General features: G+C 62.1%; 3 protein-coding genes. All 3 read left to right on the forward strand.

The features are described from left to right. Window positions 1-394 precede the first annotated feature (394 nt). Window positions 395-2,272, forward strand: coding sequence for a hypothetical protein (locus PLJ71_13400; protein ID HQM49678.1), 1,878 nt, complete (start codon window positions 395-397; stop codon window positions 2,270-2,272). Between the two features lie 144 nt (window positions 2,273-2,416). Next, entirely contained in the window at window positions 2,417-4,198 is a 1,782-nt protein-coding gene (gene aspS, locus PLJ71_13405; protein HQM49679.1) for an aspartate--tRNA ligase, read from the forward strand. Between the two features lie 194 nt (window positions 4,199-4,392). Continuing rightward, window positions 4,393-6,699: a hypothetical protein gene (locus tag PLJ71_13410; GenBank protein HQM49680.1), complete on the forward strand. Its 2,307-nt coding sequence runs from the start codon at window positions 4,393-4,395 to the stop codon at window positions 6,697-6,699. Window positions 6,700-6,961: the final 262 nt, after the last annotated feature.

Consider the following 6,961-nt stretch of genomic DNA (forward strand, 5'->3'; position numbering starts at 1 on the left):
GCAAACAAGAAACATACCAAATTCTGAATCCCATGTCAAGAAAGCGATACAGAAAAAACCCCGCCGCCAGGATGCGGAGGTTTTGAGATAGCGCCAACCTGCTGAATCTATGTGAATTAGGAACGGTATTCTCCCGCTTTCCCGGTCGACGCACAATTATTTCTTTAACTGAAATACCGCCCGCATTCGTCCGGATATTTCCCGGCGTGGCGCCCCCACAGCCAAACGGCGCACTCATCCACCCACAGCACGAACAGCACGGGATTGCAGCACCAGACGTTCGGGCAACGGGACGGCGCTTCCAACCCGTTCAAAAACCGTCCCCAATTCGCATTTCCCCGTGACGGCCTCTACAATGGGCTTCAAACCGCACACCAACACAAGGGACGCCGCCATGAAGTGCCAAAATCTCCTCGCTGTGCTCACTCTATTTTCCGTATTCCTTGCACCGCTCGCCAAGGCCGCCGACGCGCCGCCGCGCGACCAGCTCGGCCGCGAAGTGAAACTCCGTATCGTCGTTGACAAGGTCATGCAGCCCGAAGCGGACTGGAAAACCGAGGAATGGATGGTCGAGGAGAGCGCCAAGGCCGGGTTTAACGTTTACTCGCCCCGGATCGGCTTCGATGATTTGGCTGCCGTCCGCCAGGTCACAGAATGGTGCCAGAAATACGGCATCTACCATATGCCCTGGATGCGGGGCTCGCTCACCTCGTCCGACGGTCCTGCGTCCGACGGCAAACGGATGGTGTGGGCGAACGGCGTCGAGCAGCCCCTGTGGAGCCCCAACGCCGACGAATTCTGGGCCTGGACCGAACAATACATCGTCGAATACGCGAAGATGGGCGCCGAAAACCGCCATATCATGGGCGTCTTCCTGGATTACGAGAACTACGCCCCCGGCAGAGCCGCCAACCTCTACGACCTGTCGTATGACGATATTATCCTCGCGAAATTCGCCGATGCCAAAGGGATTGAACTGCCCAAACTCGAATTCGGCGCGCGCAAGGCATGGCTCGACGAACAAGGCCTCCACGAAGCCTTCGAAGTCTTCCAAGTCGAACACTGGCGCCAGCGGTGCCGGCGCCTGCGCCAGCTGGTCGACGAACACGACCCCGCGTTTCAGTTCTGCGTCTATCCCGCGCCCGGCACGCCGTTCATGCTCCGGGCCGCCTACCCCGAATGGGCCACCCCAAAAGCACCCCTGATCCTCGCGGACCCCTCGACCTACGGCCGCCCCGGCCGTTACCTCCCCGAACGCGAGTCCCTCGAGGGCAACATCAAAATACTCGAAACGGGCATGCAGGCCGCCAAAGACGCAGGCATCTCCTATATCTATTCAGGCGGCATCGACCCGGTCGTGCGAGGCGCGGACCCCGAATTCTGCGGCAAGAACGCCGTCGCGATCTCGAGCATCACCGGCGGGTACTGGATCTTCTACGAAGGCCCCAAATACAAGGTCGATCATCCCGAGTACTGGAAATGGTTCGCCTGGGCCAATTCCCGTATCGCCGAGGGCAAGCTCGACGCATGGCAGCAACCGCGCGAAACCGCCGAGGGTTTCGCCCTTGAAGTGTTCGGAGGCGGCTCGTCCGCCGCAGCCCTGGCGGCCCCCCAAAACACCGGCCAAACCTTCGATTTTCCACCCATCACACTGCGCAGCGAGAATCTCCTCGCGATTGCCGGCAACAAAGACGCACCGGTCGAAATCGTCCTCCAGCACCATCCCATCTCGAACTACAAGACCATCCTGGCGTGGGAACTGCGCTCGGTCAAGATGGACATACTGCAATCCGGCGTCATCGAGTTCAATCAGTCCGGGTCCGTCCAGTTCACTCCCCAGGAAGACGCCATCTATCTCCTGGGCGTATCCGCGGGAGAATGCAGCTACAGCATCACGCGTTCTAACGCGCCTCTCGGCATCCTCACGGGCGACGGCGCTTCGTTCATCGGAGAAGCCAAGCCCCTGTGCTTCTTCGTGCCGGAGAACATCGAGACCTTCACCATCTCCGCCCGGGGAGGCGGCGGCGTCGAGACCGTTCGCATCAACATCCTCGGACCGGACGGCTCCCAGGCAGCGACAGGCCAGACCGCGCCGGGGAATAACCAGGTGCAGGTCAAGGTAAACGCCGGCGGCAATGCCGGCAAGGCGTGGACCCTCGAGGCTGTGCGCGCCGGCGAAGGCGTCATCGAAGACTTCTCGGTAACGCTCGACGAGGCGCTCCCGCCGGTGCTCGCATTCTTCCCCGAGCACCTCTTCAAAACAAAACCATAGCGGCCCCGGCAGAAAACATCTTTCACCCGGGCGCCGCGCCGGCAATTTGACTTGCCGCCGGTCCGTCATTACCATACCGCGATTCAACGAGGCCGTTGCGCGACAGGTGCAAATAGCGGAAAACCAAGTACATCAGGAGTCGGAATGCATTCGTTTAGAACCCATAAGTGCGCGGAGCTCCGCAAGAAAGACGTCGGGAAAGAGGTCAAACTCTCGGGGTGGGTCCATCGCAAACGCGATCATGGCGGAGTCATATTCGTCGACCTGCGCGACCATTTCGGTTTGACCCAGGTCATCGTCAACCCCGACAAGCCCTTTTTTGGAGAAGCTGAGCAGGTGCGCTTCGAAAGCGTCATCACCGTTGTGGGCGAAGTCGTCGCGCGAACGCCCGAAACCGTCAACCCCGACTTGGCCACCGGCGAAATTGAAGTCGTCGCAACAGACTTCCATGTCGAGTCCCAGGCGGAACTCCTGCCGTTCCCGGTCAACCAGGACGCCGAATACCCCGAAGAAACGCGCTTGACCTACCGCTTCCTGGATTTGCGCCGCGAGCGCCTCCAAAAGAACGTCCTCCTGCGCTCGAAGACCGCCCAACTCGTCCGGCAACACCTTACGGACCGCGGGTTCATCGAGTATCACACGCCCATTCTCACGAGTTCGTCGCCCGAAGGCGCGCGCGACTACCTCGTGCCCAGCCGCCTGTACCCGGGGCAGTTCTATGCGTTGCCCCAGGCGCCGCAGCAGTTCAAACAACTGCTCATGGCCTCGGGATTCGACAAGTATTTTCAGATCGCCCCCTGTTTCCGCGACGAAGACTCGCGCGCCGACCGGAGCCCCGGCGAGTTCTATCAGATCGACATCGAGATGTCGTTCATCACGCAAGATGACCTGTTCGCCGAACTCGAGACCCTGATGGGGCGTATCTTCCGCGAACTCTCGAACAAGAGGATCGCCGCCGAGGTCTTCCCCCGCATTGCGTACCGCGACTGTATGGAGCTCTATGGCACCGACAAACCCGACATCCGGTACGGCCTCAGAATGACCGACGTGTCAGAGCTGTTCGCCCAGAGCGAGTTCAAGGTGTTCCGGGGCGCGGTCGACAAAGGCGGCGCGGTAAAGGTCATCAACGCCAAAGGCGCCGCCGCCCAACCCCGCAAGTTCTTCGACGACGCCGAAACCTTCGCCAAACAGGAGGGCGCGAAAGGCCTCGCCTGGATCGCCCTGCGCGACGGCGAAATGAAGGGCCCCGTGGCCAAGTTCCTCAACGATGCCGAGAAACAAGCCCTCGTAGCGAGAACCGGCGCGCAAGACGGCGACGCCCTCTTCTTCGGCGCGGGCGTCCGCACCGAAACCAACGCCCTCATGGGCAAAGTGCGCATCTACCTGGCCAACGCCCTCGGCATCATCGATAAAGGCCTCGTGTCGTTCTGCTGGATCGTCGATTTCCCGATGTTCGAATGGAACGAGGACGAGAAGAAGATCGATTTCTCGCACAACCCGTTCTCGATGCCCCAGGGCGGGCTCCAGGCACTCCAAACACTCGACCCGCTCGACGTGCTCGCATTCCAATACGACATCGTGTGCAACGGCGTCGAACTATCCTCGGGCGCCATTCGAAACCACAAACCCGAAATCATGATGAAAGCCTTCGAAATCGCCGGCTACCCCCGCGAGGCCGTCGAGAGCAAGTTCCCGGCCCTGTGGCGCGCCTTCCACTACGGCGCCCCGCCACACGGAGGCATCGCGCCCGGCTTCGACCGCATCGTTATGCTCCTGGCCGACGAGCCCAACATCCGCGAGGTCATTGCGTTCCCGCTGAACCAGCGCGCGCAGGACCTCATGATGAACGCGCCCAGCGAGGTCACCCGGAAACAACTCGACGAACTGCACCTCAAGATCGTCTATCCCCCGAAAGAAGAGAAATAAGCTCTTTGGCAGCCCGCGCCGCCCCTCAGCGCGGCAAAAAGCTGTTTCGCCAAAGAACGCCGAGGGCGCCGGTCCCACACGGAAACCCTGTCACCCTCCACATTGACGGAACCCGCAATTCATGAATACGATAGCCCCACAAACGCGTGCGGCATCCGCACGAATAATCTCTTTCGATGAAAGGGCCCTGTACAATGCTTGAACTCGTGCTTAGCACACTCTTCCTGAACGCCGTGGAGCTTCCGATGGGTGCTGCCCCGGAACCGGTCCCCCTGCTCCATTTTCCCGACCGGCTCCACGCTTATGTCTGGCGCAACTGGACGCTGGTCCCCGTCGACCGCATGGCCACGGCCATCGGAGCAAAGCCGGGCGAGCTGCTCGCCGTAGGCGCAGTCATGGGCCTTTCCGAGCCGCCGAGTATCACGGAAGACCAATGGCGCAGGTCCTACATCACGGTCCTGCGCCGAAACTGGCAATTGCTCCCCTACGACCAGTTGCTCGAACTGCTCGGCTGGACGCCTGAACAGATGGACTATGTCCTTCGGGAAGGTGACGGACTGTTCTGGTGGTTTGGCCAGTACAAGCCGCGCCTCGACCCCTTGCGGTACGCCCCACCCACGGAGGCGGCAACCGCCCGCGCCGCCGATATCGCCCGGATCACCCGCGAGACCTTTCCCCAGGGACTGCACACGGCGGAAGAGCCCCTGTTTGCCTTCGTCAAGGAACTCACGCAAACTCCGCCGCCCGAAACCGCGACGCAACCGGACAGCCTCTTCTCGCCCCGGTTCTGCTTCTCGTATTTCGGGGCGTTCAGGGACCCGTTCGCCGAGGGCGCGGACCCCTATCCCGAAGGTTACCTCGCGCGGCTGGCCGCAACGGGCGTGGACGGCGTCTGGCTCCATGAACCCTTGTACAAACTCGCCACCTTCCCCTGGGACCCGAGTCTCAGCGAAGGCCGCGAGCAACGGCTCGACGCATTGCGCAACCTTGTCGAACGCGCCCGCCGCCACGGCATCGGCATATACCTCTACCTCAACGAACCGCGCCCCATGCCAATCGCATTCTTCGAGAAACACCCTGAGCTGAGAGGCGTCACCGACATGCAGGTCCAGCCCGGACAGGTCGCCACCCTCTGCACGAGCATCCCCGCTGTACAGGCCTACCTACGCGACAGCGTCGCTTCGCTCTGCCGCGAAGCCCCCGGTTTGGCGGGGCTCTTCACCATCACCGCCTCGGAGAATTTCACCAACTGCTGGTCTCACCACAACGCCGGCGAATGCCCCCGCTGCAGCGCCCGCAGCCCTGAAGAGGTCATCGCCGAGAGCAACACCCTCATCGCGGAAGGCATCGCCCAGGCCGGCGCGTCGTGCCAACTGCTCGTCTGGGACTGGGGATGGCGCAATGAATGGGCCGAGGGCATCATTCGCCGCCTGCCCAAACAGGCCGCATTCATGAGCGTCAGCGAATGGGACATGCCTATCGCCCGAGGCGGCGTCGAAACCCTCATCGGCGAATACTCGCTCTCAGTCATCGGGCCCGGACCCCGCGCCTCGCGACATTGGGCCATCGCCCGCGAGTGCGGACTCAAGACCCTGGCCAAGATCCAAGCCGGCACATCTTGGGAACTCGGCTCCGTACCTTACGTTCCCGCCGTCGAGAATATCGTCAGGCACGCCGCCAACCTCCGCGAAGACCCGCCCGGCGTCGACGGCCTCATGATGAGCTGGACCCTCGGCGGATATCCTTCGCCCAACCTCGAGGCCGTCATCGAAGTGGGCCGCCCCGGCAAGCCCACCGTCGACGAGGCGCTTCTCTCCGTCGCCACCCGCCGGTTCGGACCCCAGGCCGCCCCCATCGTCGTCCGCGCATGGAAAGGGTTCAGCGCCGCGTTCACGGAATATCCATTCTGCGGCAGTGTCCTGTACAGCTCCCCGGTCCACCTAGGCCCCGCCAACCTCCTTTGGGAAAAGCCCACCGGCTACCGCGCCCCCATGACCATGGGGTTCGGATGCCCCTTCGACGACCTCGACACATGGCGCGGTCCGTACCCGGCCCCGGTCTTCGCCGCCCAGTTCAACAAAGTCGCCGAAGGGTTCGAACAAAGCCTCCGCACCCTTCAATCGGCGCCCATGTCTCCCCCGCTCGAAGACGAAATCGGCATTGCCGAGGCCTGTGCCATCAATTTCAGGAGCATCGCGAACCAAGTCAATTTCGTCCTCCTGCGCAACGAACTCGCCGCCCTCGCCGCGAGCCCCCCGCCAGCCGGTTCCGTCAAGAAGGCCAACGGCGTGCTCGACCAGCTCGACGCCATCCTCCGCGACGAGCTCGCCCTCGCCGTCCGTCTTCGCGCCCTGCAGGCCCGCGATTCGCGTATAGGGTTCGAGGCCGCCTGCCAATATTTCTACGTCAGCGCCGACCTGGGCGAGAAAATACTCAACTGCCAGGACCTCCTGTCCCGATGGCTCCCCGAACAACAGGAGAGATTTCGAGAGAAACCCTGACGCCAATCCGCCACCGGTATCCCGGCAACCGGCTGGGGATGCTTGGCGCTCAATGCGCGGCGTTGAATGTGCCGTTTCTTGTCGCGCCACCGTCGTTGCCGGTACGATGGTAGCGATGGAAGTCCGGGCAGTGACCGGCAACGGAAACGATGAGAGAGTATGCCGTTTCGCGACGATGAAATAGACATCAGCTTTTACAGGAGCCGCGGCCCCGGCGGGCAGAAGAAGAACGTCACGGAATCCGCGGTACGGGTGCGCCATA

The organism is Candidatus Hydrogenedentota bacterium (assembly GCA_035416745.1).
In the GTDB taxonomy this organism is placed as follows: domain Bacteria; phylum Hydrogenedentota; class Hydrogenedentia; order Hydrogenedentales; family SLHB01; genus UBA2224.